This window comes from Devosia sp. Root105 (genome assembly GCF_001424865.1).
GTDB lineage: Bacteria > Pseudomonadota > Alphaproteobacteria > Rhizobiales > Devosiaceae > Devosia_A.
In genome coordinates this window covers 66,528-93,317 of record NZ_LMCR01000020.1, presented here as the reverse complement: position 1 = coordinate 93,317, position 26,790 = coordinate 66,528, and the positions used below count along the sequence as shown (strand labels likewise).

27 protein-coding genes and 1 tRNA gene are annotated in these 26,790 nt (G+C 65.3%); 12 read left to right on the top strand and 16 right to left on the bottom strand.

Annotated elements, in window-relative coordinates:
• Positions 1 to 84 precede the first annotated feature (84 nt).
• The 6 genes from ASC68_RS25930 to ASC68_RS25905 all read right to left on the bottom strand — a co-directional run bounded on the left by ASC68_RS25930 (position 85) and on the right by ASC68_RS25905 (position 5,070).
• Complete coding sequence (locus tag ASC68_RS25930; RefSeq protein WP_055886530.1) at positions 85 to 318, bottom strand: sulfurtransferase TusA family protein; 234 nt, start codon at positions 316 to 318, stop codon at positions 85 to 87.
• The gene (locus ASC68_RS28840; protein ID WP_055886525.1) at positions 308 to 787 is read right to left on the bottom strand and encodes a CAP domain-containing protein; all 480 of its coding nucleotides are present in this window, start codon (positions 785 to 787) and stop codon (positions 308 to 310) included. Before ASC68_RS28840 ends, ASC68_RS25930 begins: the two co-directional genes overlap by 11 nt.
• Positions 788 to 836: 49 nt before the next feature.
• A tRNA-Arg gene (locus tag ASC68_RS25920) sits at positions 837 to 913 on the bottom strand.
• Between the two features lie 122 nt (positions 914 to 1,035).
• Positions 1,036 to 2,853, bottom strand: a complete 1,818-nt coding sequence (locus tag ASC68_RS25915; RefSeq protein WP_055886521.1) for a VCBS repeat-containing protein — start codon at positions 2,851 to 2,853, stop codon at positions 1,036 to 1,038.
• Between the two features lie 141 nt (positions 2,854 to 2,994).
• Positions 2,995 to 3,861 carry a phosphoenolpyruvate hydrolase family protein gene (locus tag ASC68_RS25910; protein WP_055886517.1) on the bottom strand — a complete coding sequence of 289 codons (867 nt, stop codon included), beginning with the start codon at positions 3,859 to 3,861 and terminating at the stop codon, positions 2,995 to 2,997.
• Between the two features lie 9 nt (positions 3,862 to 3,870).
• Entirely contained in the window at positions 3,871 to 5,070 is a 1,200-nt protein-coding gene (locus ASC68_RS25905) for a Tm-1-like ATP-binding domain-containing protein (protein ID WP_055886514.1), read from the bottom strand.
• A 151-nt stretch (positions 5,071 to 5,221) separates the two neighbouring features.
• Here ASC68_RS25905 and ASC68_RS25900 point away from each other — a divergent pair, with 151 nt between their 5' ends.
• The 6 genes from ASC68_RS25900 (at position 5,222) to ASC68_RS25875 (ending at position 10,684) form a co-directional block, all read left to right on the top strand.
• The gene (locus ASC68_RS25900; protein ID WP_055886511.1) at positions 5,222 to 5,890 is read left to right on the top strand and encodes a GntR family transcriptional regulator; all 669 of its coding nucleotides are present in this window, start codon (positions 5,222 to 5,224) and stop codon (positions 5,888 to 5,890) included.
• Positions 5,891 to 5,955: 65 nt separating this feature from the next.
• Entirely contained in the window at positions 5,956 to 7,218 is a 1,263-nt protein-coding gene (locus ASC68_RS25895; protein WP_055886507.1) for an extracellular solute-binding protein, read from the top strand.
• Positions 7,219 to 7,416: 198 nt separating this feature from the next.
• Positions 7,417 to 8,364 carry a sugar ABC transporter permease gene (locus tag ASC68_RS25890; protein ID WP_156387457.1) on the top strand — a complete coding sequence of 316 codons (948 nt, stop codon included), beginning with the start codon at positions 7,417 to 7,419 and terminating at the stop codon, positions 8,362 to 8,364.
• Positions 8,361 to 9,191, top strand: a complete 831-nt coding sequence (locus tag ASC68_RS25885) for a carbohydrate ABC transporter permease (protein ID WP_055886503.1) — start codon at positions 8,361 to 8,363, stop codon at positions 9,189 to 9,191. Before ASC68_RS25890 ends, ASC68_RS25885 begins: the two co-directional genes overlap by 4 nt.
• A gap of 3 nt (positions 9,192 to 9,194) precedes the next feature.
• On the top strand, positions 9,195 to 10,286 hold the full coding sequence (locus ASC68_RS25880; protein ID WP_055886500.1) for a Gfo/Idh/MocA family oxidoreductase: 1,092 nt from the start codon (positions 9,195 to 9,197) through the stop codon (positions 10,284 to 10,286).
• Between the two features lie 17 nt (positions 10,287 to 10,303).
• Complete coding sequence (locus ASC68_RS25875; RefSeq protein WP_055886497.1) at positions 10,304 to 10,684, top strand: dimethylsulfonioproprionate lyase family protein; 381 nt, start codon at positions 10,304 to 10,306, stop codon at positions 10,682 to 10,684.
• A 34-nt stretch (positions 10,685 to 10,718) separates the two neighbouring features.
• Here the strand turns inward: ASC68_RS25875 and ASC68_RS29060 are convergent, their stop codons facing one another.
• Positions 10,719 to 11,732 (bottom strand): murein L,D-transpeptidase family protein, encoded by a 1,014-nt coding sequence (locus ASC68_RS29060; RefSeq protein ID WP_197421416.1) that lies wholly within the window; start codon positions 11,730 to 11,732, stop codon positions 10,719 to 10,721.
• Between the two features lie 12 nt (positions 11,733 to 11,744).
• On the opposite strand from ASC68_RS29060, the gene ASC68_RS25865 reads away from it, so the two are divergent.
• Complete coding sequence (locus ASC68_RS25865; protein WP_055886495.1) at positions 11,745 to 12,170, top strand: OsmC family protein; 426 nt, start codon at positions 11,745 to 11,747, stop codon at positions 12,168 to 12,170.
• Positions 12,171 to 12,183: 13 nt separating this feature from the next.
• Here the strand turns inward: ASC68_RS25865 and ASC68_RS25860 are convergent, their stop codons facing one another.
• A complete protein-coding gene (locus tag ASC68_RS25860; protein ID WP_055886491.1) occupies positions 12,184 to 12,894 on the bottom strand; it encodes a hypothetical protein in 711 nt (236 codons plus the stop codon).
• A 215-nt stretch (positions 12,895 to 13,109) separates the two neighbouring features.
• On the opposite strand from ASC68_RS25860, the gene ASC68_RS25855 reads away from it, so the two are divergent.
• Positions 13,110 to 13,922: a thermonuclease family protein gene (locus tag ASC68_RS25855; protein ID WP_248310606.1), complete on the top strand. Its 813-nt coding sequence runs from the start codon at positions 13,110 to 13,112 to the stop codon at positions 13,920 to 13,922.
• Complete coding sequence (locus ASC68_RS25850; RefSeq protein WP_055886483.1) at positions 13,919 to 15,385, top strand: M48 family metalloprotease; 1,467 nt, start codon at positions 13,919 to 13,921, stop codon at positions 15,383 to 15,385. Before ASC68_RS25855 ends, ASC68_RS25850 begins: the two co-directional genes overlap by 4 nt.
• A 235-nt stretch (positions 15,386 to 15,620) precedes the next feature.
• Here ASC68_RS25850 and ASC68_RS25845 read toward each other — a convergent pair whose 3' ends face one another.
• The gene (locus ASC68_RS25845; RefSeq protein ID WP_055886479.1) at positions 15,621 to 16,028 is read right to left on the bottom strand and encodes a DUF2177 family protein; all 408 of its coding nucleotides are present in this window, start codon (positions 16,026 to 16,028) and stop codon (positions 15,621 to 15,623) included.
• A gap of 144 nt (positions 16,029 to 16,172) precedes the next feature.
• Between ASC68_RS25845 and ASC68_RS25840 the strand changes: the two genes are divergently transcribed.
• The 3 genes from ASC68_RS25840 to ASC68_RS25830 are packed head-to-tail and all read left to right on the top strand — an operon-like array spanning position 16,173 to position 19,089.
• Positions 16,173 to 17,519 (top strand): FAD-dependent oxidoreductase, encoded by a 1,347-nt coding sequence (locus tag ASC68_RS25840; RefSeq protein WP_248310605.1) that lies wholly within the window; start codon positions 16,173 to 16,175, stop codon positions 17,517 to 17,519.
• On the top strand, positions 17,516 to 18,310 hold the full coding sequence (locus ASC68_RS25835; RefSeq protein ID WP_055886474.1) for a DUF1365 domain-containing protein: 795 nt from the start codon (positions 17,516 to 17,518) through the stop codon (positions 18,308 to 18,310). Before ASC68_RS25840 ends, ASC68_RS25835 begins: the two co-directional genes overlap by 4 nt.
• On the top strand, positions 18,307 to 19,089 hold the full coding sequence (locus tag ASC68_RS25830) for a DUF1295 domain-containing protein (protein ID WP_082528492.1): 783 nt from the start codon (positions 18,307 to 18,309) through the stop codon (positions 19,087 to 19,089). Before ASC68_RS25835 ends, ASC68_RS25830 begins: the two co-directional genes overlap by 4 nt.
• A 6-nt stretch (positions 19,090 to 19,095) precedes the next feature.
• Here the strand turns inward: ASC68_RS25830 and ASC68_RS25825 are convergent, their stop codons facing one another.
• The 7 genes from ASC68_RS25825 to ASC68_RS25795 form a co-directional block, all read right to left on the bottom strand.
• Positions 19,096 to 19,506: an NUDIX domain-containing protein gene (locus ASC68_RS25825; protein WP_055886471.1), complete on the bottom strand. Its 411-nt coding sequence runs from the start codon at positions 19,504 to 19,506 to the stop codon at positions 19,096 to 19,098.
• Between the two features lie 150 nt (positions 19,507 to 19,656).
• Positions 19,657 to 20,217, bottom strand: a complete 561-nt coding sequence (locus ASC68_RS25820; RefSeq protein ID WP_055886468.1) for a CarD family transcriptional regulator — start codon at positions 20,215 to 20,217, stop codon at positions 19,657 to 19,659.
• Positions 20,218 to 20,623: 406 nt separating this feature from the next.
• Entirely contained in the window at positions 20,624 to 20,962 is a 339-nt protein-coding gene (gene fdxA, locus ASC68_RS25815; protein ID WP_055886464.1) for a ferredoxin FdxA, read from the bottom strand.
• 295 nt (positions 20,963 to 21,257) lie between these two features.
• Positions 21,258 to 21,632, bottom strand: a complete 375-nt coding sequence (locus ASC68_RS25810) for an RNA-binding S4 domain-containing protein (RefSeq protein WP_055886461.1) — start codon at positions 21,630 to 21,632, stop codon at positions 21,258 to 21,260.
• A 20-nt stretch (positions 21,633 to 21,652) separates the two neighbouring features.
• Positions 21,653 to 24,823, bottom strand: coding sequence for a helicase-related protein (locus tag ASC68_RS25805; RefSeq protein WP_055886458.1), 3,171 nt, complete (start codon positions 24,821 to 24,823; stop codon positions 21,653 to 21,655).
• A 560-nt stretch (positions 24,824 to 25,383) separates the two neighbouring features.
• Positions 25,384 to 25,794, bottom strand: coding sequence for a hypothetical protein (locus ASC68_RS25800; protein ID WP_055886454.1), 411 nt, complete (start codon positions 25,792 to 25,794; stop codon positions 25,384 to 25,386).
• A gap of 200 nt (positions 25,795 to 25,994) precedes the next feature.
• Positions 25,995 to 26,768 carry a DUF3108 domain-containing protein gene (locus ASC68_RS25795; RefSeq protein ID WP_197421415.1) on the bottom strand — a complete coding sequence of 258 codons (774 nt, stop codon included), beginning with the start codon at positions 26,766 to 26,768 and terminating at the stop codon, positions 25,995 to 25,997.
• Positions 26,769 to 26,790 lie beyond the last annotated feature (22 nt).

Sequence of the window (26,790 nt, the reverse complement as noted above, 5' to 3'; positions counted from 1 at the left end):
CATCCAGTGTTTGGCACCATCTCGACACAGCCTCGACTCTTCACCTCCCCCTTCATGGGGGAGGCCGGGAGGAGGCCGTCCGCTTCAGTCAGCCGCCTTCACGATCGCAAAGCGCAGCACGTCAGCCTCGCCGCTGACTTCGCAGGTGTGGCCGTTCTGCCGGCAGTAGAGCGGGATATCGATCTTGGCCATCGGGTCGGTGGCGAGCACGATGAACGAAGCGCCTGCCGCCAGCTGCGACAGGCGCTTTTCCATTTTCAGCACCGGCAGCGGGCATTTCAGCCCGCGGCAGTCGATGATCTCGGCGTCAGTCGTCAAGCACCAGCACCCAATAGACGCCGTGCGACGAGTTGGGCTCGTAGGCGACGCCCAGGCCAGCGCGCTTGGCGGTGAAATCGGCAATCGCCGCGGCATCGGCCGGCACGGCGCGCCAGCCCGAAAACACCTCGGCAAAGGTGGTGTAGCCGGCGCTGAGCCGCATCGCCACGGCGCCTGCCGGCAAAGCCGGCTGTGCGCCGGTCTTGGCGTAGGCGGTGGCGAGCGACTGGGCGGTGTTGTCGAGCACGGTGTCGCCGCGCACGTCGGCGGCGCCCTGGGCCCGGCGGAAATCGTTGAGCAGGAACAGCGCCTCGACGCGGTTCAGCTTGGCGCCCGGCTGGTTCATCGGCGCCGACAGGCCCGGCGACAGCTGGCCGCCACCACCACCCATCGAGCAGGCGGCAAGACCGGCGGCAAGCGTTGCGGCGAGTACGATGCGGACGAGGGCGGGATATCCCTTGAGGGTCATGGTCGGTCCTCCTTGTATGGCCGGGGAAGTCCGGCATGGCCTCATGCAGTGGTGACCCCGATGAGATTCGAACTCATGGCCTCAGGATTAGGAATCCTGCGCTCTATCCTGCTGAGCTACGGGGTCGCTGGGTCGGGACATAGCAAATGCGACGCTTCGGGGGAACCACCCCGTTCGCGGTTGTCGGTGCCGCAGATGCGCGCACCGGTTGCGGCGCCGCCGGATCTTCGAGCGTCCCATCGCCTCGGCTAGTGCGTACCACCCACCGCCGGGTATTCCACCAGCCGGATAGCGTCGCGCTTGACTTCGATCAGGGTCGGTTTGCCGCCGATGATCGCTGCCGATGCAATGGCGAAGTGGTTCGTGTAGGCAGCGACGCGGAAGCGACCATGTCCGTCATTTACGAGCACGTAGGAGGGGACGATGGCTGGACTGGCGGAGTGGAGAACGATGTCGGACACCCCACCAATATCGAGCACCGTCACGTTCCGCATCCAGGAGTACGGCGTCTCGTTGCGGTTGAGGTAGGGGGCGGTCGGGCCGTCCACCAGCTCGCTGGTCCGGTCGGTGAAGTTGCCCTTGCCGTCATTGACAAGGATTTGCACTGCACTGCCGCGATAGCCGCCGCCGGTCGAGATGACCACCAGGTCGGCGTAGTCCTTGCTGGTGAGATAGATCGGCTGGATGTCGGCGATCACAGCGCCGACGATTTCGCCGGTGATGGCGCCGGTATGATCCGCCAGCGGCGACTTCGGCAGCGCGATGGGGTCTTTGCGGTTGAGCCGGCCCTTGCCATCATTGAGGAAGATGCGGGAGGCCCATCTGCTCTGATCGGCGGAGCCGAGCACCAGGTCGGCGAGACCATCGCCGTTGACATCGGCCATCGCCGACGAGGTGAATTTCGGGCCGTCCCGGTGGATCGACGAGGGCAGGTTTTTCGCCCGGTCGACAAGGGTGCCGTCGAGGCGGCTCACATAGTATTCCGGGATGTACATGTCGTTCGCATAGATGCCCCAGCGCCCCTGATGGTCGATGACCCCGGCGCTCACGTCGTGAGTGAATTGCGGCGCCTTGGGCAGCAGCTCGCTGCGGTCCTCGAGCCGGCCGTCGCCGGTGGGGAGCAGCAGCGTGTTGGTGGTGCGCGGAAACGGCGGTGCATCGTAGCCGCTGCTGCCGATGAACACGCCGAGATCGCCACTGGCGTTGAAGGGCGCGGTCGCCAGGTTCAGCGGGTAATCGACCAGCGGCACCGCGCCCTTGATGACGGTGGCCGTACCGTCGACATAGGTGTTCCTGTCGCGGTCGTAAGTGAGGATCTGTACCGGCAGCGGGGTGCCGCCCACATTGAGCACCCACAGGACGAACAGGGCGGGATAGTCAGGATCGCCGAGCCGCACCGGCACCACATCGACGATATGGGCGCCGGTCCTCGGGACCTCGAATTCCACCGGGATCGCCTCGGGTTCGACGTGGCCATAGTCCATCCCACCCGTCAGATCCGGCGCCGGAGCGCGCGCTTCGAGGCTGGGCGGCGTCAGAAGCCCGGCCTGCTGGTCGGCCACCAGCGGATCGTAGGCGACGCAGCGCTCGAGTTCGGTGGCGGGTGCCGAAGGATCCACACGCTTGCCATTCTCGATGAAGGCGAAGCTCGCCTTCCAGGAGTCGTCGAGCCGCGCCAGGTAGGTCGTGAGCAGGTGTGTTTCGGTCTGGCGGACGATGCGTAGCCCGTTGTTGCCGCCGTGCTCGAACAGCATCGCGTAGTCGCCAGCTTTCATCTGGTAGCCGTTGCGATCGACGCTATCGGCATCGATCTGGCGCACCCGGATCTTGCCCGGAGTCGGCTGCGACAGGCGACCACCGGAATAGTCCTGGCTGACGCACTCCGCCTCGCCACACAGATAGAGCGTCCCGCTGGCTCGCAGGCAGGCATCTGCGTCAGCAGCGTAGAAGCCGCTCAGCGCCTCCTGCGCTGTTGCAACTGTGGGGAGCAGCAGCAAGCCTGCGGCCAGTGTGCGGGTCAGCGGGGCTTTGCCGATTGCCCTGCCGAATGCGCGAAATGCTCCCATGCTCCCCGTCATGCTTCCCCCAAGCCACGGTTTTCTATTGAGGAAAGACTATTGCCGCCGCAGGACTGGGTAAAGTCGCGAACCGCCGAACCCGGAGTGATCAACCCGGCGGCAGAGCGGTGCGGCTCCACTCCGTCCGAGTCATTGGCTCAACCCGGCCAAGCCGCGCGAGCGCCTGCCGACGGCGAGCGAGGTGAAGCTTGCGACCTGCCCGGCGATGGCGGTTTCGGTGGGCAGCCGTTCCATCGAGCTCGCGCCGTAGAAGCCGTGACACATCTCCGTCCGCTCCAGCACATAGCGGGCATCGTCGGGCATGGCGATGGGGCCGCCGTGGCAGAGGACGATGACGTCGTCGCGGACGGCGCGAGCCGCGGCGGACCAGGCGTCGATCTTTTCGATGCAGTCGTCGAGGGTGAGCGCGGTTTCGGCGCCGATCGCGCCGCCGGTGGTGAGGCCGAGGTGGCAGACGATGATGTCGGCGCCGGCTTTGGTCATCGCCACGGCGTCGTCGCTGGAAAAGACGTAGGGCGTGGTCAGCATCTGCTTTCTGGCAGCGCGCGCGATGATCTCGACTTCGAGGGCATAGCTCATGCCGGTCTCTTCGAGGTTGGCGCGGAAGGTGCCGTCGATCAGCCCGACAGTGGGGAAGTTCTGGATGCCGGCGAAGCCCAATGCTTTGAGCTCATCGAGGAACTTGTCGGGGATCAGGAAGGGGTCGGTGCCGTTCACACCCGCCAGAACCGGGGTGTGGCGGACCACGGGGAGGACTTCGTGGGCCATTTCGACGACGATGTCGTTGGCGTTGCCATAGGCCATGAGGCCGGCAAGCGAGCCGCGGCCGGCCATGCGATAACGGCCGGAATTGTAGATGACGATCAGGTCGATACCGCCGGCTTCCTCGGCCTTGGCGCTCAGGCCCGTGCCGGCGCCGCCGCCGATGATCGGAATGCCCGTAGCGATCTTCTGGCGCAATTTGAGGAGAATGTCTTCACGGGAAAGTCTGGTCATGGTCTGGTCTCAGGCTGGAGAGAGGTCGCGGAAGTTCGCCACCAGCGCGGCAGCGAATTCGGGGTCGTTGATATGCAGGTCGAGTTCGATCAGTTGCCGGTTGGGCGCCGCCTGCCAGCCGGAGCGGATGGTGTCGAACAGCACCCGGTCGGCCTCCGGATCGTGGAACGGCTGGCCGGGGGCATCGATGGCCGAGACGCCGTGCAACGGGAGGAGGAAACGGACCGGTCCTTCCATGCGGTTGAGGCGCGAGACGATGAATTCGCCAATGCGGCGGTTCTCGTCGGGGGTGGTGCGCATCAGGGTGACCTGGGCGTTGTGGACATGCAGCTGCCGGCCCTGGAACTGGGGTGGGACAGTTTCCTTTGCGCCGAAGTTGACCATGTCGACGGCGCCGACCGAGCCGACATAGGGCAGGCGGGTACGGATCGCCGCGCCGAAGCGGTCTTCAGTGGCGGGGAAGACGCCGCCGACCAGCAGATCCGGCACCTCGGTGGTGGTGACGTCGATCAGCCCGGCGACGAGGCCGGAATCGGCAAGCTTTTCCATCGATTGCCCGCCGGTGCCGGTGGCGTGGAAGGTGTAGACCTCGTGCGTCGCCTCCATCGCCTGTCTGACCATAGTGACGCATTGGGTGGTGACGCCGAACATGGTCATCCCCAATCCCGGCTTGTCGGCGCCTGAGGTGGGGGCGGCGTTGAGCGCCATGCCGGCGGCGGCATGGGCGGCATTGCCGATCACCTGGCGCGAGATGGCGTTGAGCCCGGCGATATCGACCACCGAGTACATCATGGTGAGGTCGTTCGGCCCGACATAGGGCGCGGTGTTGCCCGAGGCGACGGTCGAAACCATCAACTTCGGCACCCCGATCGGCAGGGTGCGCATCGCCTCGGTGACCAAAGCGGTATTGCCGGTGCCGCCGAGGCCGAGCACGGCGCCGATATCGTCGCGGCTCGCGAGATAGCGACTCAATGCCCGGGCCATGGCCGACACCGCCTTGCCGCGATCGGTGAGGCCGAGCACGGCGCTCGAGCCTTCCGGATGGTGCGTCGCGACCACGCTCGCTGCCACATCGGCGCCGGCGCCCGCGTCTCGGGTGCCGACATCGACGAGCACCGGTTCGGCACCTGCGGCGCGGACTCGCTCGGCGGCGTAGCGCAGCTCTGGCCCTTTGGTGTCCATGGTTCCAACCACGTAGACTTTTGCCATTTCCTCCCGCTTTCCGGGCTTCTTGGCCCTTCAAGTGCAGCTTGTTGCTGCCGTTTCGTATGCAATAGCCATACTGTGCATTTTCCATATTGTATATTCTTGCAGTGATTGTATACAAATGCGCATCGGACAACGAGGCCGCGACGACGCAATGAACGACATCCGACACCTGACCCTGCGTGAGCGCATCTACGAGGAAATCGTCCGGATGATCGTCTCGGGCGAGCTGCCCTCCGGCGCGCCGCTCGACGAGAAGGCGCTGACCGAAAAGCTGCAGGTGAGCCGGACGCCGTTCCGCGAGGCGCTGGGGACGCTCAGCAAGGAAGGGCTGATCGAGATCAAGCCGTATCGCGGCTTCTTCGTCCGCAGCTTCTCGAAGAAGGAAACCGAGGACCTCTACGAGCTCAGGAAGACCCTTGAGTGCTTTGCGGTCGAACTGGCTGTGCCGCAGATGAGCGATCGGCACATCGCCAATTTCGAGCGCATCCTCGATGAAGCCGTGGCGGCGCTGAAGGCCGACGACATGGTGGCTTATGGCCAGGCCGACCGCGAGTTCCACGAGACCATTGCCGAGCTTTCCGGCAATGCCGCGCTGATCGAAACGCTGAGCCGGCTGGCGCTGCAGATCCAGATCGGCCGCACCATCGCCAATGAGAGTCACACCTTTGCCGAGGACGCGGCGCGCGAGCGCGACGACATCCTCGCCGCCTTCCGCCGCCGCGACATCAAGACCGCGGCGGCGCTGATGCACGCTCACATTTCCGACGTGCAGCGCACCGTGCTGGCGCGCTTCGAGGAGGTGAAGCCGGCCAAACGCTAGAGGGCAGTATCGCCCGAGCCCAGACGACGCCGGCCAACCGGCGCGACACCAAGAGGAGGACCACCATGTTGAGACGAACCCTGATGGCTTCGGCCGTGGCGCTTGCTGCCGCCGGACTGCTCGCCGTGCCGACCCTGGCTGAGGCGCAGACCCTGACGGTCTGGGCCACCGACCAACTCGCCGATCCGCTGGTCGCCGAGGTGTGGAACAAGCTGAAGGCCGATTTCGAGGCCGCCAACCCGGGCGTCACCGTCGAGTACATGCCGCCCACCGGCACCATCTCGAACGGCGCCGTACAGGCCGCCATCCAATCCGACGCCGGCCCTGACGTGCTGCTGACCAATTCGGGCATCGGGCGCGTCACCACGGTGGTCAACGCCAAGCTGATCGCGCCGCTCACCGCGCACTATTCGGACATGGGCTGGAAGGACAAGATCTTCCCCTGGCTCTATGAGATCCTCGGCAGCCAGTTCGGCGGCGAGATCTACGAGGTGCCGGATGGCATCGACGCGATCGGGCTCTGGTACCACAAGGACCTGTTCGCCGAGAACGGCTGGACCATTGGCGGTAGCTGGGCCGATTTCGAAGCGCTGCTGCAGAAGATCAAGGACAAGGGCCTCGAGCCGCTGGCCGTCGGCCCGCGCAACAATGCCAATGGCGGCCACCTGATGGGCAATTTCCTGCAGGCCGCGGCAGGCACGACGGTGATGGGCGAGGTGGTGACGGCCAAGAAGTCGTGGAGCGATGCCGAGCCGCTGCTCGGCGCGCAGCGCGTCGTCGACTTCGCCAAAAAGGGTTACGTCAGCGCCCAGATGGCGGGGCTGGACCTCGAGGCGGCAACGCGGCTCTGGACCAATAAGCGCGCCGCGATCTTTTTCGGCGGGCCGTGGTTTATCAATAATGCCCGGAAGAACGAGTACCCGATCGACAATATGGGCTTTGCCACCATCCCGAGCGACCTCGCTGGCGAGAGCAAGCCGACCGGCGGCATCGGCTGGAGCTGGATGATCCCGGTCAGTTCCAAGCAACCCGAACTCGCCGCCAAGTGGATCGACTACATCCTCTCCGACGAGGTGATGCGCTTCAGGGCCGAGCACAAGACCGGCACGCAGATCTCGCCGCGCGCCATGCCCGACCTCAATCCGGCGGTGCCGGTGATGGCCGAGGTGTTCGCGGCGGCGGCCAATGGGGTGGGCTTCAACCCGTCGGTCTACATGCCCGGCGCAGCGCTCGACACCTACTTCCAGGTGATCCAGGGCCTGATCGGCGGCCAGGTCTCGGCCGAGGACGGCATGGCGCAGATCCAGGTGAAGATCCCGGCGCTGTAATACGGAGCTTCGGCTCCGTCACCTTCTCCCCTTGTGGGAGAAGGTGCCCGAAGGGCGGATGAGGGGTTTCTCTCCGCGAACTCAGTCGCCCTTCGTTTCACTCAGGTCGCGCGACACTTCGTGTCACGAACCCCTCATCCGGCCTATCGGCCACCTTCTCCCACAAGGGGAGAAGGCCCCGACTGAGAGTCCTGGCCAATGACCAGACTGACCACCACAGCCGATCCCGCGGACCTCCGCGCGCCTGCCGCCACTCGCCGACGCCGTGCCGATGGGGCGCGTGACGGGTTCGGGGCGGCGTTCGTGCTGATGCTGCCGGCGATCGCGCTTTATGCACTGTTCAGCCTGACGCCGATCCTCCTAACCATCTGGATCAGCTTCACCAATTCGGGCGGCTTCAACACCGAGGCGAATTTCGTCGGCTTCGACAATTACCTTCGCGCCACCGAGGACCCGATCATCTGGCAGAGCCTCGGCCGCACCTTCCTGTGGCTGTTCTACCATGTGGTGCTGGCCGGCGGGCTGGGGTTGGCGCTGGCGCTGGCGATCGGCCGGCTGAGCCGCACGCGGGTGTTCTTCCGCACCGCGTTCTTCCTGCCGCACCTCGTCTCGCTCGCGGTAGTGGGGGTGATCTGGGCCAATATCTACGACCCGTTCTATGGCCTTATCAACACGGCGCTGACCCAATGGGGGCTCGCCGGCTGGGCCAAGGGCTGGTTGAGCGACCCGCTGCTGGTGCTGTTCTCGGTGAATGTCGCGAGCTCCTGGCAGGGCTTTGGGCTCTACATGCTGCTGTTCATCGCCGGGCTGCAGAACATCGACGGTACGCTCTACGAGGCGGCCGAGATCGATGGCGCCAACGGGTGGCAGAAGCTCTGGAACGTCACGCTGCCAGGCCTGAGCGAGGTGATGACGTTCGTGTTGTCGCTCGCCATGATCAACGGGCTCAAGGGCTTTGCCACGGTGTTCGTGATGACCAATGGCGGGCCGTTCTACGCCTCGGAAATCATCACCACCTACATCTATCGGCTCGCCTTCCAGGCGCAGGATCATGGGCTCGCCGCGGTGCTCTGCATCCTGATGAGCGTGCTTGCCATCACCATCACCGTTGCGTTCAACCGCTGGCGCGCGAGGAAATCGTCATGAGCAGACGCAAACCCGCCGAATGGCCGATGGTGGCGCTGCTGCTGCCGGTGTTCGCCATTATCCTGGGGCCGTTCCTGTGGCTCGTCACCTCGAGTTTGAAGACCGAGGCGGAGATCGGGCGCGGCGATCCGTTCGCGCTGCCCAAACAGCTGATGTGGCAGAACTACGCCGATGCCTGGAATATCGGCGGCTTCGGCTCCTTGATCGGCAACAGCCTGATCAATGTGGCGGGCGTGGTGGTGCTGACCCTCATCGTCTGCGCCCCGGCCGGCTATGCGCTGGCCAAGATCCGCTTTGCTGGCCGCGAGTGGACCTTCTACGCCTTCATCTTCGGGCTCACGATCCCGATCCAGGCGATCATCATTCCGCTCTACCAGGTGCTGTTCAACCTTGGGTTGATCAACTCGATGGCCGGCGTGGTGCTGGCGCAGGTTGCGAATGGCATCCCGTTCGGGCTGTTCCTGATGCGGAGCTTCTTTCTCGGCGTGCCGAACGAGTTGAGCGAAGCGGCGAGGATCGATGGGGCCAACCATTTCCAGATCCTCACCCGAGTGTTCCTGCCGCTGTCGCAGCCGGCCATCTCGGCGCTGCTGATCATCTCGGCGCTGTCGACCTGGAACGATTTCTTCCTGCCGCTGGTGGTGCTGATCAGCCCCGGCAACCAGACCCTGCCGCTCGGCCTCGTGCGGTTCGCGTCGACCTATTCCACCGATTTCCGGCTGGTGTTCTCGGGCACCGTGATCACCTTCCTGCCGGTCATCATCCTCTACATCCTGACCCAGAGGCGCTTCACCGAAGGCCTCACGCAAGGCGCATTGAAAGGCTGAGTTATGCCGCACCACATTCCGCGGGAGATCCGCTACAATTTCGAGTACGAGCGGCGGCTCAAGGCCTGCTTCATCGGGGCGGGCGGCCATGCCTATCGCAATGTCTACCCGACCTTCCGCTATGCGCCGGTCGACCTCGTCGCCATCTGCGATCTTTCGAAGGACCGCGCCGATGGCTTCGCGCGGGTGTTCGGGGCCGAGCGCACCTATACCGACCACCAGGCGATGCTCGCGGCCGAAAAGCCCGACGTGGTGTTCATCGTCACCAGCTACACCAGGGATGGGCACGTGCAGGCGACGCAACTGGCCAAGGACGTGGTCGAAGCCGGCGCCCATGTGTGGATGGAAAAGCCGACGGCGGCGAGCCGGGCGGAGGTCGAAGAGCTGATCGCGGTGTCGAAGCGCACCGGCAAGAACATCATGACGGGGCTGAAGAAGACCTTCTTTCCCGCCATCGAGAAGCTCAAGGATATCGTCACGGCGCCGGAATTCGGCCGGCTGACCTCGCTGGTGGTGCGCTACCCGCAGGCGCTGCCGGCGCCCGACAAGCGGGGCGACCTCGTCGCCATGCAGTCGGTGATCGACCACATCTACCACCCGGGCGCGATCATCAGCTTTCTCGCCGGCGAGATCGAGCGGGCAAGCTTCGAGTGGGCCGAACCGACCGGCGCCACCATTGCCAGCCTCAAGTTCAAGTCGGGCGCCATCGGGGCGCTGCATTTCAGCGCCGGCCAGAGCTGGGGCGGGCCGCTCGAGCGGGTCGAGGCGATCGGCGAGGGTAGCCACGCGGTGGTCGAGAACGGCGTGAAGCTGACGCATTACCGCAAGGCCAAGCTCCCGAGCTATGGCCGGGCCTCGAGCTGGATCCAGCCCGAGGAGAGCGCCACGGTGGTGTATGAGCCCGAATTCTCGCTTGGCCAGCTCTACAACAACAACATGTTCACGCTCGGCTATGTGCCCGAAGTGCTCCATTTCTGCGAGGCGGTGCTGGAGGGGCGGGCGGTGAGCAAGGGGACGCTCGAGACGGCGCTCGACATCATGAAGCTCTACGACTTTTACGCCACGACGCCGCATGGCGTTTCGGCAGCGGTCTGAGCGCAGGGAGCCAGGCGATGACGATCGAGACGTTCGTTGCCCGCGCCGCCGATGGCGAGCGGGTCAATACCGGCTGGGGCGAGCTCAACTGGAAGATCACCGACAAATCGATGGCGGGGACCGAGATGACCTTCGGCACCTGCTTCATCAAGCCGGGGGAGCGTAACCCGCTGCACTCGCACCCCAATTGCGAGGAGTTCCTCTACGTGGTCTCGGGCTCGTGTGAGCATAAGCTGGGTGAGGAGACGGTGATGCTGGGCGCCGGCGACATCATCCGCATCCCGCAGGATGTGCGGCACTGGGCCAGGGCGGTCGGCACGGAACCGGTGTTCGCGCTGATCATGTTCTCGACCGGCAAGCGGCAGGCGGTGGATCACGAGGGCGGCGGCGTGGCGTGACCTTGTCGCCCTCGCCGCAGTGCTGGTCGCCGCCTTAAGAGAACGCCGGATTGCCGGCGGCGACGGCGAGGTCGGCAGTGGTCGGGGCAGCCGCGTCGGCCGGGCAGGCGCCCAGCGGGTCGTTGGGGAGGCTGGTGGTGCCGGCATTGAAGACATAGCGGCCGCCGCAGGTCCCGACAGCTGCCGGCCGCTGCGTCTGAGCCAGTACGTCGTAGCCCTCTTTGAGGTTGCGCCAGAATGCGATGTTGGGGTTCGTGGCGTGCCGGGTCAGGTTGGCCTCGGTCATGCGGAACGGATAGAGTTCCAGCTTGAAGCTCGGATTGCCGCCGGCAAAGCTCTCGCGCGCCAGGGCATAGATTTCCTTCATCTGCTCGTCGGTCATGGCGTAGCAGCCGACCGATTTGCAATCGCCATGGATCATCAGGTTGGTGCCGCTGCGGCCCTGGGCGCGGTCGAGCCGGTTGGGGAAACCGGTGTTGAACGAGAGGTAATAGCTGGATTTGGGGTTCATCATCCCCGGCGTCACCTCATAAAAGCCTTCGGGCGACTGGTAGTCGCCTTCCTTGACCTTCGGCCCCAGTTCACCGGACCATTTGCAGATGGCATAGGTCTTGAACAGGCGATAGCTGCCGCGGCTGTCGGGCTTCCAGACTTCGAGCTCCGAGCTCTCCTTGAAGACGCGCACCAGCATCGGCGCGGCGGGCGTGGTGTCGAGCGCCGCCAGCACGCTGACCGTGCGGGCGGAAAGCGGCTGCTTGTCCTTGGTGAGGCCGCCCAATGACGAGCAGCCGGCAAGGACGAAGGTCAGCAACAGAACGGTCAGCAGGGCAGGCACGGGGGATTTACGCATGGCACTCTCGATCACTCGCGGCAGAGGATAGAGGCGGATGGTTACCCAGCCCTTGCCAGCGGCAATATCGGCGCCGCCGCCGGCCTGGAACCCTCCGCAGCAGAGGCCGTTGATGCGGCGGCTCGGACGGCTCGTGGCCGGGCTGGCAAGCGGGGTCACCGAAGCGCTAGTCTCGCGCCCGCCAATGATCGAAACCAATGGAGTTTTCTGATGAAGCGTACTGCCACCGCCAACTGGAAGGGAACGTTGCAGGAGGGGACCGGCACGCTCGATGTGCTGAGCGGCGCTTTCGCGGGCCTGCCCTACACCTTCAAGGGACGCTTCGTCGACGAAAGCGGCCAATCCGGCACCAACCCGGAAGAGCTGATCGCGGCGGCGCATTCGGGCTGCTTTGCCATGCAGTTCAGCGCCTTTCTCGCCGCCAATGGCACCACGGCCGAGAACCTCAAGGTCACCGCGGCGGTCGAGCTCATTCCCGGCACCGGCATTGTCGGCAGTGCGCTGACAGTCGAGGGCAAGGTGCCGGGGATCGATGCGGCGAAGTTCCAGGAACTGGCCGAGAAGGCCAAGGCCGAGTGCCCGGTGTCGCGGGCGCTCGGCGCCATCAAGGTGACGCTGGACGCCCGCCTGGTCTGAGCCAGCCGAGAGGTCAGGCGTGGCGCCAGTCGGGCCACGCCGCCATCGAATGCACGCGACGGGTGTGGTGGCCTTCCTCGCCGAAGGGCGCCACTTCCCATTTCCAGCGCAGGCCGCTGCGCGGCACTGGGCGACCGTGCAGCAGGTCGGCAGTGTCGAGCATCACGCCGTGCCGGTTGAACACGCGATAATCGAGATCGGTCACCAGCGTTGCGGGGCAGGGGAGGATGGCGAGCTTGTCGAGATGGCCGTCGACCACCTGCCGCTCTGCCCCCGGCGCGGCGCGCGCCAGCTGGCTGACGAGGCTCAGCGAGATCACCCAGTCGAGATCATCGATCGCTTCGAGGAAGTCGAGGGCGCCAGGATTGCTCGCCGTCGACAGGTCGCGCCATTGGCGCTCGACATTGGGATAGCGGTCGATCCGCTGGCCGACGGTCGAAAGGTGGATACGGTCGACGAGGATCACGCGCTTGAAGGTACGGCAGAGCGATTCGACCGGCACATCGAACAGCGGGCCGGAGCCGAGCACCACCACGGTACGACGCGCGGTCAGGTCGTCGATGGTGGTGTCGATCAGGCCGCGGGAGTTGGCGAGATGCGGAGCCCAGGCGCGGGTCTGGCGCTGGCCGCGGGCCCACAGGCCCACCGCCTCGCTCAGATGCGAACGGAACGCCGGCGGCGTCGGGCGATAGCTCGCAGCATAGACGAAGAGTTCGGCGAGCATCGGTCAGGGGTCCGGCAGCAGAATCGGCGTGATCCTAAAGCACGCCGCCGTTTCCTCGAAACGGTGACCTGCTGCAAGCGGTTGAACTGTCACGCTGCCGAATCACTCCTGAGGAGAAGTGGCCAAGGTGCAACATTCGTCGTCGTGCCGCCGCGAGATGGAAGAATTTCGCCGCAATTTCGTGCAGTTTGCCATGTCGTCGGATGGGGCCAAACTTGCTTGCCTTCAATGTGCTCAGATTTGCTGCGGCTGCGGTGTTCGTCGCCATGCCGTTGAGCGCCCTTGCCATGGGCTGTGACGGGCTGGTCGACGGCCCCAAAGGCACGGTCATGTCGGTGACCGACGGCGACACGGTGGTGCTCGATACCGGCGTGGTGGTTCGCCTGATCGGCACGCAGGCGCCCAAGCTGCCGCTGGGGCGTGAGGGTTTCGAGACCTGGCCGAAGGCTGAGGAGGCGCGGCTGGCGCTGGAAGCGCTGACGCTCGGCAAACGGGTTGCGGTGCGTCATGGCGGTGAGCAGGTCGACCGGCACGGCCGGACGCTGGGGCAGTTATTCGTCGTCGATACGCCCGAGCTCTGGGTGCAGCAGCGGATGATCGCCGACGGCTGGGCGCGGGTCTACTCATTCCCCGATAATCGTGCATGTCTGCCACAGTTGCTCAGTGCCGAAGGCTCGGCGCGGCTGATGAAGCTTGGCATCTGGGCCGATCCCTACTATCTCGTGCGGCGGGCGGACCGGCCGGCTGAACTGGCTGGGCGCCTGGGTCACTACGAGCTGGTGGAGGGTCGGGTGCTTCTCGCCGACGAGGCGCAGGGGCGCATCTACCTGAATTTTGGCCGATCGTGGAAAGAGGACTTCACCGCCGTACTCGAGCGGTCGGCGGTCCAGCTGTTTTCGCGGTCCGGTCTCGACCCCCTTAAGCTCGAGGGTGCCCTCGTGCGGATCAGAGGCTGGGTGGATGACATTGATGGCCCGCGGGTCGAAGTCACCCATCCAGAGCAGATAGAGGTTCTCCTCGCTCCATGAAGTCGCGTTCGATGATCACGGCGCTCGGCGCCCCGCTCGCAGCAGCACTCCTCGCAGTGCTTGCCGCCTGCTCGAGCCTGCCCGGGGTCACGACGACCCGCACCGAGGGGCAGAACGCGCCGATCGTCGCTTCCGACGATCCGGAGGAAGATGCAATCGGGGCGCGCGAGCATCCGCGCATCGTCGCCTCCTATGGCGGCATCTATTCGGACCGCCAGGCCGAGATCATGATCGCGCGGATCGTCGGGCGCCTGCTTGCCGCCGCCGACCAGCCGAACCAGAAATTCACCGTCACTATTCTCGATACCGCCGAGGTCAACGCCTTTGCGCTGCCGGGCGGCTATGTCTATGTCACCCGCGGCATCCTGGCGCTCGCCTCCGATACCTCGGAAATCGCGGCGGTGCTGGCGCACGAGATCGCGCACGTGACGCTGAAGCATGCCCGCGCCCGCACCAACCGGGTGCGTACCAACGAGATCGTCGACAAGGTGGTGACCGGCGTGTTCGGCGCCGATACCGCCACCGACCAGGCGTCGAACCGCTCGAAGATGTCGCTGGCGGCGTTCAGCCAGCAGCAGGAACTGGCCGCCGACAAGGAGGGCATTTTGACCTCCGGCCGCGCCGGTTACGATCCGCACGCGGCGGCGCGCTTCCTCGGCGCCATGGGCCGGTTCGCGCATTTCTCGGCCGGCGATGCCGACCAGGAAGGCGATTTCCTCTCCTCGCACCCCTCGACCCCAGATCGCGTCCAGAAGGCGATCGAGACGGCGCGCGCCTTCTTCGGCGCCCCGGGCCTGGGCGAAACGGCGCGTGATGGCTACATGGCCGGCATCGAAGGGCTCGCCTTCGGCGACAGCCCGGCGCAGGGCGCCGTGGTCGGCCGCCGCTATATCAATCCGACGCTGAAGTTCACCTTCGAGGTGCCGCAGAACTATACGCTGCAGATCTCGAAGGGCGCCGTCGTCGGTGTTGCCGGCGAGGGCGAGGCAGTGCGCTTCGACAGCGCCGAGGTGCCGGCGTCGATGGGGCTCGAGGATTATCTGAAGTCCGGCTGGATCGCCGGGCTGCAGCCCGCGACGGTGAAACGCGAGAGCGCCAACGGCTTCGAGATGGCGACGGGCGTCGCCGTCACCCCGCAGTGGAATTTTCGCGTGGCCGTGGTGCGGCATGATGGGCGAGTTTATCGCTTCATCTTTGCCGCCAAGTTCGACAACCCGGCTTTCACCAAAGCCGCCGAAGCGACGCTGAAGAGCTTCCGGGCGGCGACCGCCAAGGACCTTGGACTGGTCAAGAAGCTGGTGGTCCGCACCGTCACTGCCGGCAACGTCGATACGGCGGACTCGCTGGCGCGCCGGATGAGCGGGCTCAGTCGCGGCACCGACCTGTTCTACATCCTCAACAACCTCTACCCGGGCGACACGCTCGTGGCGGGGCAGAAGTACAAGATCGTCACGGTCGAGTAGGCGACGGGGCGGTTTGCTGAGAAGCGGTTGTTTCTAACCCAGTGGTTAGCCTCGAGCTTTCTCTCCCCACCGGCTGTCATCCCAGCGAAAGCTGGGACCCACTCATCCGCTTGCGCCAGCTGAAAGTTGGGTCCCAGCTTTCGCTGGGATGACACCGAGTTTGGGGCGTTTGCGGTGGTACGAACACCGCCGCCCGGCGGTCATTTGATGACACCGTAGATCTGTAGAGGGCGCCTCAGCCCGGCAGCAACCAGCGTACCGCCCAGTAACCGCCGAGCGCGGTGACGGCGGTGAGGGCGGTGCCCCAGGCGACGTCGATCAGGCTGAGGCTCAGCGGCCAGTTGCGCAGGGTCGAGAGGTTGGTGAAGTCGTAGGTGCCGTAGGCGACAAGGCCGAGCAGCGCACCGAAGCCCAGCGCCGCCAGCCAGCTGCGCGCTTCGAGCGCCGGCAGGATGGCGAAGACCAGCACTCCGACAAGGTAGAGCAGGTAGAACACTCCGGCTACCGCCAGGTTGGGCCGCTCTGCGAGGAGACTGCCCAACTGCGGCTGGTAGAGGCGTGGCACCATGGTGGTGAGCCAGAGCGCATCGAGCGCCAGCATAGTGATGGCGGCTCCGGCATAGGCGACGACGAAGGGTGGCATGCGGCGGTCTCCAGAGCCGGCTGAGCCGGAAGTAACGGGCCGAAACCGCCAACTGTTTCACCCGCCAGAGTTTTTTGCCGCGCCTGAAACAATTCGCGCCCGCGACCCGTAGTTCCTCCCATCGGCAGCGGATAGGAAATTCAGGTGCGGCATCTCCACCAAGACCAGGCACGGGCGTCGGGACGGCGCATTGCAATCATCGGCGCGGGCATTGCCGGGCTATCGGCGGCCTGGCTGCTGAGCCGGCGGCACGAGGTGGTGCTGTATGAGGCCAATGGCTGGCTCGGCGGGCATGCCAACACCGTCGATGTGGAGTGCCCGGAAGGACCGGTCGCCGTCGACACCGGCTTCATCGTTTACAACCCCGGCAACTACCCAAACTTCACCGCGCTGCTCGAGCACCTCATGGTAGCAAGCGTCGATTCCGACATGTCGCTCGGGGTGTCGGTGGGCGACGGGCGGGTCGAATATTCCAGCCGGCCGTTCGGGCTGTTCGGGCAGAAACGCAACCTGGTCAACCCGCGGTTCTGGCGGATGATTGCCGATATCGTAAAGTTCTACGAAGTGACGCGTGGGCTCGACGAGCGCGCCATGGAGGCCATCTCGCTGGGTGAGTTCCTCGATAGCGGCGGCTGGTCGCGGGCGCTGGTCGAGGAGCATGTGCTGCCGATGTGCGCGGCGATCTGGTCGACCACCTCGGAGCAGATGCGGCACTACCCGATGCGCTCCTTTCTCCGTTTCTTCACCAGCCACGGCCTGCTGCAGGTCACCAGGCGGCCGCAATGGCGCACCGTGCTCGGCGGCAGCCGCAGCTATGTCGACGCGCTGCTGGCCGATATCGGCACCGCCATGCAGCGCCGCCCGGGCGCCACCCGGGTCAATCGCACGGGCGGGCGGGTGTTCGTCAATGACGCCGCGGGCGGGCGCGAGGTGTTCACCGACGTGGTGATCGGCGCCCATGCCGACCAGGCGCTGGGGCTGCTCGACGATGCTTCCGACGACGAGCAGGCGGTGCTCGGCGCCTTTCGCTACACCCCCAATGTCGCGGTGCTGCACGATGACCCGGCGCTGATGCCGCGGCGCCGGTCGGTCTGGGCCAGCTGGAACTATATCGGTTCGGACGATGCCCGCGCCGACCGGCCGCTTTGCGTCAGCTACTGGATGAATCACCTGCAATCGCTGCGCACCCGCCGGCAGCTGTTCCTGACGCTGAACCCGTCGCGGCAGCCGCGACCAGAGAGCGTCATCCGCAGTTTCGAATACACCCACCCGCTGTTCGATCACGCGGCGCTGGCAGCGCAGGATCAGCTATGGCGGCTGCAGGGGGTGCGCAATACCTGGTTCTGCGGCAGCTATTTCGGCTACGGTTTTCACGAGGACGCGCTGCAGTCCGGCCTGGCCGTCGCCGGCCAGTTTGGCGTTAACCCGCCCTGGGCGGCGCAGCGCAGCCGTATTGCTGTGGCGCCGGCCGTGCTGGAAACGGCCCTGTGAGGTCGGCGCTGTATCGCGGCTCGGTCGCCCATACCCGGCTCAGGCCGAAGCGCCACAGCCTTGGCTACAAGGTGTTCTGCCTGCTGCTCGACCTCGACGAGCTCGATGAGCTTGCCGGTCGGTTTGCGCTGCTTCGCATTGAGCGCGGCGGCCTGTTCAGCTTTCGGCAAGCCGATCACGGCGATGGCCGCTCATCGCTCAGGGACTGGGCGACCGAGCGGTTGGCGGAGGCTGGTATCGGCTATGATGGCGGCCGGATCGAACTGCTGTGCTATCCGCGCCTCTTCGGCTTCGTCTTCAACCCGCTGAGTGTTTACTTCTGCCATCGGCAGGACGGGCGGCTCGCCGGGGTTCTCTACGAGGTGCACAATACCCATGGCGAGCGCCACACCTATGCGCTGCCGGCCAGTGGTGGCGAGCGGGTGGTGCGGCATGCGGCCAGGAAGCAGTTCTTCGTTTCGCCCTTCATGCCGATGGATTGTACCTATCGCTTTCGCATCACCGCGCCCGGGGAGCGGGTCGGCATCTCGATCCTCGAAGACGATGCCGAGGGGCTGCTGCTCACCGCCAGTTTCCACGGACGGCGCGAAGAGCTGTCGAACCGGGCCCTGTGGCGGGCCTTTGCCGGCTACCCGCTGATGACGCTGAAGGTGGTCGCCGGCATCCATTGGGAAGCGCTGAAGCTGATCGCCAAGGGGGTGCCGTTCTTCCACTGGTCGCCGGCGCGGCAGCGGATTGCGTCGGGGACGGTGAGGGTCTCCGAGCGGCGTGTGCCGGAGCAGGTTGAATGATCAGCGGCACCGCGATCGTTATCGCGGCGGTGTTGCTGTCATCGGTGATGGCGCTGGCCTGGTGGGTGGTGGTCAGCTCGGGGCGCTCCGGCTGGGCCGACACGTTCTGGAGTTATGGCACCGGGCTGGTTGGCGTCGTCGCCGTGTGGTGGTCCGCGGTCGGCATGATGACCGGCCGGACGCTGCTGGTGATGGCGCTGCTGGCGCTCTGGTCCCTGCGGCTCGGCACCCATATCGCGCGCCGCACCCTCAGTGGTGGCGATGATCCGCGCTATGCGGAGTTGCGCCGCGGCTGGGGCGAGCGCTATCGGAGCCAGCTGTTCGTGTTTCTCTACATCCAGGGCGCGGCGGCTTTGGTGCTGGTGGTTGCGGCACTCGCGGCTTCAGCGAACCCAGCACCGCTGGGCCTTGGCGACGCTCTCGGGGTGGTCATTGCGCTGCTGGCGATCGCCGGTGAAGCAGTGAGCGACGCGCAACTCAGGGCGTTCAAGGCCGATCGGGCCAATGCCGGGCGGGTCTGCGATCTCGGGCTATGGTCGCTTAGCCGGCACCCGAACTACTTCTTCGAGTGGCTGTACTGGCTGGCCTACATCCCAATCGGCGTCAGCCTCGCCTATCCCTGGGGCTGGCTGACGCTGCTGGCGCCGGCGATGATGTACTGGTTGCTGGTGCATGTTTCGGGTGTTCCGCCGCTCGAGGCGCATATGCTGCGTTCGCGTGGCGACCGCTTCCTCGCCTACCAGGAGCGCGTCCGGGCGTTCTGGCCGATCCCGAAGTAGCGGGGCTCAGCGGCTGCGGAGATAGGCCGGCAGGATGTGATGGCGCGACAGTGTCGCGAGCTCAAGCTCGCCCAGGTCAGCCGGGTCGACCCACAGGGCTTCCTCGATCTCGGCCTGCGGAGCGGGGGTCGACTGGATACTGAGCCAGAACGCCTCCGCCACCACCATGGCGTCTGTCTCATGTGCCGCCGGAGCCGCAAAGCGGCCGAGATAGTGGGCAGTGGCCGGATCGACGGCGAGGCCAAGTTCTTCGTGCACCTCGCGCTGCAGCGCCGCCAATGGCGCTTCACCCGGCTCGAGCTTGCCGCCCGGCTGCATGAACACGTCGGTGCCGCGCTTGCGCACCAGCAGGACGCGGCCATCGGGGCCGACAAGCACGGCAGCGGCGATGAAGATCTGTCGCGGTCTGGCAGTCATGGAATCAACCCCCGGGGACTGGCAGTTTGCCGCCAACCTCGCCCTCGGTCACCAGCGCAGCGACGGCAGGCTGCTGGGGCTTCCCAGGTGCACAAACGAAAAGGGCCGGCATTGCTGCCGGCCCCTTTGAACTGGTGGTTGCTGCCGCGATCAGGCCGCTTCTTCGGCGTCGGCGGCGTCCGACTTCGGACCGCGGCGCGGCGACTTGGCGAGGTTCTTCTCGATCAGCTGCACAGCCTCGGTGAGGGTGAGCTTGTTGACGGCCGAAACCTCGCGGCTCATCCGATCCATCGCCTGCTCGAACAGCTGGCGTTCCGAGTAGGACTGCTCGGGCTGGTCGTCGGAGCGGAACAGGTCGCGCACCACTTCCGAGATGGCGATCAGGTCGCCGGAATTGATCTTGGCTTCGTATTCCTGGGCGCGGCGCGACCACATGGTGCGCTTGACGCGGGCGCGGCCGGTGACGGTCTCCAGCGCCTTCTTGACCTCATCCTCTTCGGCGAGCTTACGCATGCCGACCGACTTGATCTTGGCGACGGGAACGCGAAGGGTCAGTTTATCCTGCTCGAACGAGATGACGAACAGCTCGAGGGTCAGCCCCGCGACCTCCTGTTCCTCGATCGAGGTGATGAGGCCGACGCCATGCGCCGGATAGACGATGTACTCGCCCGTCTTGAATCCAAGCCGCTGCTGAGGCTTCTTGGTGACCATAGAGGATACTCCTATTAACGCCGCCGCCGGACAGCTCTTCGCGGAGAGGCCGTCCTGTTGTTGCTGGTTCGCCCGTCCGAATAGATAAGCAAAAACCCTTCGCGCACTCTTCCGGTCCGCGCGACCGGATGACTGCAGCCCCATTATTGCTGGTGTCAAAAAAAAGGGTGCCTAGTGGCACGCATTGGATGACGGGCAAGCTCCATTCGTTTGAGGAGCGTAGCACAAAATTTCAGCAAAATCAAAAGTTGCGAATCAAGACCGCCGGGAGCCGGTCAGCTTCCGGGCCCAAGCGGTTCATCGGCATGGCAAACCGGCGGCAAAACCGAGGCTGGTCACTGATCTCGTCGCGTCTTCGAGACGGAAAAGTCTCAGAACTTTTCCAGCCACCCTCGCGGGGCGAAGGTCAATCGCCCTCGCCGGGAGCTTCGGAGAAGTGCTTCTCGAACTTGCCCTCGACCCCGTCCCACTCCTTGGCATCGGCCGGAGCATCGCGCTTCTCGGTGATGTTGGGCCAGGCGGAGGCATATTTGCTGTTGATCTCCAGCCATTTGTCGAGGCCGCCCTCGGTATCGGGCTTGATCGCCTCAGCCGGACATTCGGGTTCGCAGACGCCGCAGTCGATGCACTCGTCGGGGTGAATGACGAGCATGTTCTCGCCTTCATAGAAGCAGTCGACGGGACAAACCTCGACGCAGTCCATGTACTTGCACTTAATGCAGTTGTCCGTGACGATGTAGGTCATTCTTCGCGAGCGTTCCTGCTCAAGTTTCTAGGGCCGCTGGGTCTTTCAGCCGGGCGCACGCAGCAAGCCGTACGCCTCGGGCCGTGCTAGCCCTTTTTCTCCCACGCCGCAAGGGACAGGGCGGTCAGGCTTTCGACGCATCGGCCTTGCTCTCCGACATGGTTATCCGTCCCTGCCACGGGCGCGCGACGCTGCGATGCGCATCGGGGCGTGCAGGTTGGCAATTGTGGCGGGGAGAGCGAGGAATCGAGGCCGGCGATCGTAACGGCAAAGTGAACGATGGGGGCCGAACCGTTCAATCCTCGTCGTCGCGTAGTCGATCGGTGTCGCGACGTTCCTTCTTGGTCGGGCGCCCGCTGCCGATGTCGCGTTCAGCGTGGCTCGGTGGAGCTGTCTCGCGGGGCACCGGGGGCGGTGAAAGGTCCTCGTAGAGCAGCGCCGCCTCCGGGGCAGGGCCGCGGCGGGTGCCGGGGTCGAGGATGCGCCAGACCAAGAGGCGGGTGTGCACTGTCATGGTGAGGACATCGCCCGGCCCGACCTTGTGGTCGGACCGGTCAGTGCGTTCGGAATTGACCCGGATGGCGCCGCTCTCGATCAGCTTCTGCGCCAGGGTGCGGGATTTCACCGCGCGCGAGAAGAACAGCCACTTGTCGAGCCGCTGCTTCTCCAAGCGCCACTATTCCGCGGTCTTCATTCGGATTTGGGGTTCCGCAGTGCGGCGAGCGCCGCCCAGGGTGAGTTCGGATCGAGCACAGCCGGTTTCCGATCCTCGCGCGGACGGTGTTCCTTCCACTCCTCACGCGGCTTGTCGAAGCGCTTGCCGCCCGGCTTGCCACCCTTGTTCTCGAACGGCTTGCCGCCGCCATTGCTGTTGCCGGCCCCTTGGCGCTGGCCGTCGCGACGGCCCTCGAAGCGCGGACGGTTGGGCTTGGCGTCGCCGCCCTTGCCATCGCCTTCCGGACGCTCGGGGCGACGGAAATTGCGCTGCGGGCGCTCGGATTTTTCCCCCTCGGCGGTCGCTTCCGCCCCATCGGCACGCGGGCCGCGGTTGCGGGCGCCGCCGTGACGCGGATTGTCGGGCCGGCGGCCAGCCGGGAACCAGACCTCGTCGAACTCGGGCTCAGCGGGTTTGGTGTCTTCGGCAGGGGCGGGGGCACCGAGATCGGCGGTGGCGGTTTCGACGGCGACGACTTCGGTCTCGGTGACAACCTGCGTAGCCGGGGCCACGCCCTCGACCGCATCGGCGGCAGCAGCGTTCACCTCGGCATCGGCGACATCGGCGACTACGGCATCGGTCGTGGTCTCTGTCGTATCGATAGTCTCAGTCGCGACCGCCTCAACGCCCTCAGTGGCTTCAGTGGTCTCGGTCGTCTCCGACGTGGTCGTCTCGGTGGTCGTCGCTGTCTCGACGACAACGGGCGCCGTGACCTTTGGGGTGCGGCGGACGCGATAGCCGAGCGAGTTGAGGATCGAGGCAAAGTCCTCGCCGGCAGTGCCGAGCAGCGAGGTCATCTCGACGGTGACGCGGAAACCATTGCCCTCGGCGGCGCCCGGCGGCAATTCGCCCTGGTGAGTCACCGGGTTCAGCGCGATCAGCGGGCGGATGATATCGGCGAGGCGCTCGAGGATATCGACGCGCACGGCGCGGCGGCCGGCGACCTTGAAGCCCGCCAGCTCATAGAGCTTCACGTTCACTTCGGGGTCGATGAGGAACGAGGTGCGGCCCGACAGCACGATCTGCGGCAGCTCGGCGACGCCCGGCTGGCGCACGCCGCCATGCTTCAGTGCATAGAGGATCAGCGCCAGCTCGCGCGGCGCCGGCTTCAGGCTCTGCGGCACGTAGATGTGGAAGGCGCCGAACTTCACACCGAGCTTGCGGAGCTTGCCGCGCACGTCCTGGTCGAGGCCCTTGACCTCTTCGGCCACCGCGCTGCGCGGCAGGATGCCGAGATTCTCGTAGAGCCGATAGGCGACGCCGCGGGCGGCGCCCTCGAGATCGGCCGGTGCTTCGAGCGACAGCACGCTTTCGAGCTGGGTGTTGACCAGGTGGCGGAGCCACAGGTTCAACCGATCCTGGACGCGCTCGAGATCGGGGCCGGTGAGGCTCTCATCGGCGAGGATGATGAGGCGCGGGGTGAACAGCTGTTCGCCCTCGACCAGGTTGGCGATCACCTGGCCGCGCCAGCGTACATAGCCGTCGGTGGCGAGCACCAGCTCTTCGTTGGGCGCACCGGCGACTCGCTCGGCGCGTTTGGCGATTTCAGGCGCCACGACCTGCGCCGCGGCTGCCGCCACGCCTTTGGCATCGCCACCTTCCGACCGAGCCAAGGTGAAGCGGAAGCCCTCGATGGAGCCAATCAGGTGGCCTTCGAGGCTCACCTCGCCGCGGTCGTTAATTTCAGGCGATACCATATGCTTGTCTCTCAGGTGGCGCATAAGCACCGAAGTGCGACGATCGACGAAACGTTGAGTGAGACGCTCGTGCAGAGCGTCGCTCAGTCGATCTTCAATGTCCCGGGTCTTTTCGCGCCAATATGCGGGGTCTTCAAGCCAGTTCTTGCGGTTGGCGACAAAGGTCCATGTCCGGATCTGCTTGATCCGATTGGAAAGCGTATCAATGTCGCCTGTGACATTGTCGCAGAACCGCACCTGCTCGGCAATCCAGTCGGCGTCGACATGGCGGTGGCGGGTGAGGTCGAGATAGATGCGGGTAATGATCTCGCCGTGCTGCGCCGGCGAGATATCGCGGTAATCCGGGATGCCGCAGCACTCCCATAAGAGCCGCACCGCCGCCTCGCTTTTTGCCGCAGCGCCGGCCTCGTTGCGGGCGACGAACTCCAGCGCATGCTGGTCGGTGGCGACGGGAACGCGGGTCAGGCCCCTGAGCGTGGGCGTCTGGTCGAGGCTATGGCGCAGGTCTTCGATCGAGGCGAAATCCAGCTCCGCGTTGCGCCATTGTATCACCCGGATCGGCTCGAAATCATGGGTCTCGAGGCGCTTGACCAGTTCCTCGTCGAAATCGGGGGCGTGGCCGGTGACGCCGAAGCTGCCGTTGTGCATGTGGCGGCCGGCGCGGCCGGCGATCTGGCCGAACTCGGCTGGGGTCAGCTGCCGGGTCTGGTGGCCGTCGAACTTGTGGTCGTCGGCAAAGGCGACGTGATGCACGTCGAGGTTGAGGCCCATGCCAATGGCATCGGTGGCGACGAGAAAATCGACGTCGCCGTTCTGGTACAGGTCGACCTGGGCGTTGCGGGTGCGGGGCGAGAGCGCCCCCATCACCACGGCGGCGCCGCCGCGTTCGCGCCGGATCAGCTCGGCGATGGCGTAGACCTGGGTGGCCGAGAAGGCGACGATGGCGGAGCGCTTGGGCTGGCGGGAGATCTTCTTCGAACCGGCGTAGAGCAGCTCGGAAAAGCGCGGGCGCTGGATGATCTCGGCATCGGGCAGCAGCGCGCGGATCAGCGGCGTCATGGTGGCGGCGCCGAGCAGCAGGGTTTCACTGATGCCGCGGGCATGCAGCAGCCGGTTGGTGAAGACGTGGCCGCGGTCGAAATCGGTCGCCACCTGGATTTCATCGATGGCGACGCATTCGACCGGCACGTCGAGCGGCATGGCCTCGACCGTGCAGACCCAGTAGCGCGGTTTGGCCGGAACGATCCGCTCCTCGCCGGTGACCAGCGCCACGTGCTGGGCACCGATCCGGTCGACCACCTTGTGGTAGACCTCGCGGGCGAGGAGCCGCAGCGGCAGGCCGATCATCCCCGAGCGGTGCGCGAGCATCCGTTCGATGGCGAAGAAGGTCTTGCCGGTATTGGTGGGCCCAAGGATCGCCTTGAGCGAGGAGGCGGAAGCGGGAGTCATCGCGCCCTATTTAGGTGATCGAAAGCCAACAAACGAGTGTCTCGTCGCGGAACAAATAAGCGAGGTCGCTGGCGCTGGCGTTAACCATTGGTACGAACGAAGAACAAACCGGAAAGGAATCGGTTGCGACTCGGAAATCCGTGTTTGTTCACTACAGCATATGGTGGGTGGCTTGGTCAGCGACCCGCTAGCGCCACGGCATTCCTGTGGCATCCGGCGCAATCCCCGGAAATCGCGTTCAGGAAGGTTTCGAAGCGGTTAATTGCGGGCGGTTTAGGGCTCGAATCGGCCAAGTGTGAACGAGGCGTAAAGCCTTCACCCGCAAAGATTTTTGTGGCCTTCATGCCTTAGGTGCCTGAACAATGGCTGCTCACGCCGCCGCGTTGGCAAAATAGCCGTTGACCGTCCCGGAATGACACGCGGATTTTGGTAACACCCGGTTAACCATGATTTCCGCCGCCCGGCCGGCAGCCCCACTTGGAGGCATGCCGGCACGAGGGACCACGGGTCTGTTGCCGGTGGTCCGGGGCGCGGAAGTCGGGGGCAGCGGCCCCGGGGTTTTAGCACTCGGCGACGAGTGGGACCCAGTTGGACTGGATGGGCGTGCCGGCGACGACGACGCGGTATTCGGCGTCGACTGGATTGTTGATCACGAGATTCTGCGTGTAGCTGCCCATGACGATGCCGTTGGCGCCCTTCACGGTGGTGACAGCGTAAGGACCGCCGACGGCGCCGCCCTTCTTCACCAGCAGAATGTTGATGGTGCCGGGCTTGTTGGTTTCGACCCAGGCGGTGAGCTTGCCATTGCCCGGGCAGATATTGTTGGGCGGCGGGATGATGCCGAGCTGGATGCTGGTCGGCACGAGCTTGCCCGGGCCGGGGGTGGCGATCTTCAGGTCGAGGGCACTGGCGGCGCCAGCGAGCGCGACCGTAGTGGCGAGAGCGGCGATGCCGAGTTTCACGATGGTCATCAATTCCTCCTTGGCGCGAGCCTTGGAGGAGAAAATGCCGTCGCGCGCTTGAACGCGTGCTGAGGCAAGGGTTTAGCTGACGTTCATCGCCAGAGCATTTCACCGTTCGTTGAATCGGTGAATGCTCTACGTCTTTGATGTGGTCGCGCTTTCGAGGTGGAAAAGTCTGCAACTTTTCCTGAAAGCCGCAGGGGGTACGGCTATTCGGCGAGCTCGGTCAGCACCACCGAGAGGTCACCGGCTTCGGTGGTCACCAGCGCCCGGTAGGGGATGTAGTAGCCGGCTGCCTGGAGCGGCGCGTACCAGACGAGGATGCGCTCGTTCCTGGCGAGATAGGTGGTGATCTCGTTGTTGGTATAGTGCCCGGAGATCGGGGTGTAATGCATCGAGCACAGCACCAGCGGCCCCTGGTAGCCGGTGCGCTTGCTCGTCGCGGTATCGTCCTTGACGTATTTGAGGCTCAGATTGAAGCGCTCGACACCGGTGAAGATCGGCATCTGCCGGTTGCACAGCTGCTGGTCGAGCGCGGCGCCCTTGAGGACGAACGGCGCCAGCATGTCGTTGGCGGTGGTGAGGTGCTTCCGCTCGATTGCCACGCGATCGATATTGTTGACGATCGGTGGAGCCACCTTGAACGTGTCCACGGTGCCGCCGGCATAGGTGACGGCCGCGGTAAAATCCTCGCCGCCGGCGCGGGTCAGGATGTCGAACTTCTGGGCCCTCAGGCCCTTGTCCGTGGAGGTCCCGGTCGAAGTGGCCTTGGCGGTGCCGCTTGCCACCAGCTGCGCCAGCCCGGTGATCTTGGCGTCGAGCACCAGCGAATAGGCCGAGCCGTTATCGGTCAGATTGATGCGGACATTGGCGATGTGGGTACCGCCCATGGTCACCATGTACTCGGCGCGCGCCTTGACCTCGGCTGCGGCGGCGGGCAGGGCCAGCAGCGCCAATCCCAAACTGGCAAGTCGTGCGGCCAATCGCATCGTCTGGCGGAAACCG

Excerpts from the sequence above, each read along its gene's own strand:
- fdxA (WP_055886464.1), bottom strand. The coding sequence starts at position 20,962 with ATGACCTACATCGTCACGGACAACTGCATTAAGTGCAAGTACATGGAC.
- ASC68_RS25825 (WP_055886471.1), bottom strand. The coding sequence starts at position 19,506 with ATGACTGCCAGACCGCGACAGATCTTCATCGCCGCTGCCGTGCTTGTC.
- ASC68_RS25845 (WP_055886479.1), bottom strand. The coding sequence starts at position 16,028 with ATGCCACCCTTCGTCGTCGCCTATGCCGGAGCCGCCATCACTATGCTG.
- ASC68_RS25900 (WP_055886511.1), top strand. The coding sequence starts at position 5,222 with ATGAACGACATCCGACACCTGACCCTGCGTGAGCGCATCTACGAGGAA.
- ASC68_RS25915 (WP_055886521.1), bottom strand. The coding sequence starts at position 2,853 with ATGGGAGCATTTCGCGCATTCGGCAGGGCAATCGGCAAAGCCCCGCTG.
- ASC68_RS25905 (WP_055886514.1), bottom strand. The coding sequence starts at position 5,070 with ATGGCAAAAGTCTACGTGGTTGGAACCATGGACACCAAAGGGCCAGAG.
- ASC68_RS25895 (WP_055886507.1), top strand. The coding sequence starts at position 5,956 with ATGTTGAGACGAACCCTGATGGCTTCGGCCGTGGCGCTTGCTGCCGCC.
- ASC68_RS25880 (WP_055886500.1), top strand. The coding sequence starts at position 9,195 with ATGCCGCACCACATTCCGCGGGAGATCCGCTACAATTTCGAGTACGAG.
- ASC68_RS28840 (WP_055886525.1), bottom strand. The coding sequence starts at position 787 with ATGACCCTCAAGGGATATCCCGCCCTCGTCCGCATCGTACTCGCCGCA.
- ASC68_RS25800 (WP_055886454.1), bottom strand. The coding sequence starts at position 25,794 with ATGACCATCGTGAAACTCGGCATCGCCGCTCTCGCCACTACGGTCGCG.
- ASC68_RS25890 (WP_156387457.1), top strand. The coding sequence starts at position 7,417 with ATGACCAGACTGACCACCACAGCCGATCCCGCGGACCTCCGCGCGCCT.
- ASC68_RS25850 (WP_055886483.1), top strand. The coding sequence starts at position 13,919 with ATGAAGTCGCGTTCGATGATCACGGCGCTCGGCGCCCCGCTCGCAGCA.
- ASC68_RS25860 (WP_055886491.1), bottom strand. The coding sequence starts at position 12,894 with ATGCTCGCCGAACTCTTCGTCTATGCTGCGAGCTATCGCCCGACGCCG.
- ASC68_RS25865 (WP_055886495.1), top strand. The coding sequence starts at position 11,745 with ATGAAGCGTACTGCCACCGCCAACTGGAAGGGAACGTTGCAGGAGGGG.
- ASC68_RS25875 (WP_055886497.1), top strand. The coding sequence starts at position 10,304 with ATGACGATCGAGACGTTCGTTGCCCGCGCCGCCGATGGCGAGCGGGTC.
- ASC68_RS25805 (WP_055886458.1), bottom strand. The coding sequence starts at position 24,823 with ATGACTCCCGCTTCCGCCTCCTCGCTCAAGGCGATCCTTGGGCCCACC.
- ASC68_RS25820 (WP_055886468.1), bottom strand. The coding sequence starts at position 20,217 with ATGGTCACCAAGAAGCCTCAGCAGCGGCTTGGATTCAAGACGGGCGAG.
- ASC68_RS25910 (WP_055886517.1), bottom strand. The coding sequence starts at position 3,861 with ATGACCAGACTTTCCCGTGAAGACATTCTCCTCAAATTGCGCCAGAAG.
- ASC68_RS25830 (WP_082528492.1), top strand. The coding sequence starts at position 18,307 with ATGATCAGCGGCACCGCGATCGTTATCGCGGCGGTGTTGCTGTCATCG.
- ASC68_RS25885 (WP_055886503.1), top strand. The coding sequence starts at position 8,361 with ATGAGCAGACGCAAACCCGCCGAATGGCCGATGGTGGCGCTGCTGCTG.